This is a genomic window from Bartonella sp. AA18HLJMS (genome assembly GCF_042197245.1).
Classification (GTDB): domain Bacteria; phylum Pseudomonadota; class Alphaproteobacteria; order Rhizobiales; family Rhizobiaceae; genus Bartonella.
Genome location: NZ_JBHIRP010000102.1, coordinates 1 through 516, shown reverse-complemented (window position 1 = coordinate 516; position 516 = coordinate 1). Strand labels below are relative to the sequence as shown.

Below are 516 nucleotides of genomic sequence, written 5' to 3'. Positions count from 1 at the left end.
GATAGCCTTGCCAAGCAGGATGATAATACGAAGGTTATCACTATTGGTAAAGAAGTAGAAGGTACAGAACTCAATATTGCCAACAGTAAGAAAGAAGACCGGATACTTTCAGGTGTTAAGGCAGGAGTACTTTCAGCAGAATCGACAGAAGTTGTAAATGGCTCTCAGTTATTTGCGACTAATAAAAATGTTACGACAGTGACTACTAATCTAGACAGTGTTTCTAAAAATACATCGAACTATTTAGGTGGTGGTGCTGATGTGCTTGTAGGCAATCTTCCGACGTATGTTGTTGGTGGTCAGTCATATCATGATGTTGGTTCAGCCTTTAGCGGTGTTGATACATCGCTGACAGATCTTCATAATGAGCTTTCTAAGAACAGCAATGAACTTACACAGACTATTGAGCAGAATGCTTTGTTGTGGAATGATGAAGCCAATGCCTTTGTAGCGCGTCATGAGAAGAAGCAAGAAGAACAAGGCAGAGCTGTCAGGACACAAGAAAACAGTAGAATT

General features: G+C 40.5%; 1 pseudogene. It reads left to right on the top strand.

Annotated features, from left to right (window positions below):
- A pseudogene (locus tag ACFINW_RS10185) lies at positions 1-516 on the top strand (hypothetical protein); the annotation flags it as partial.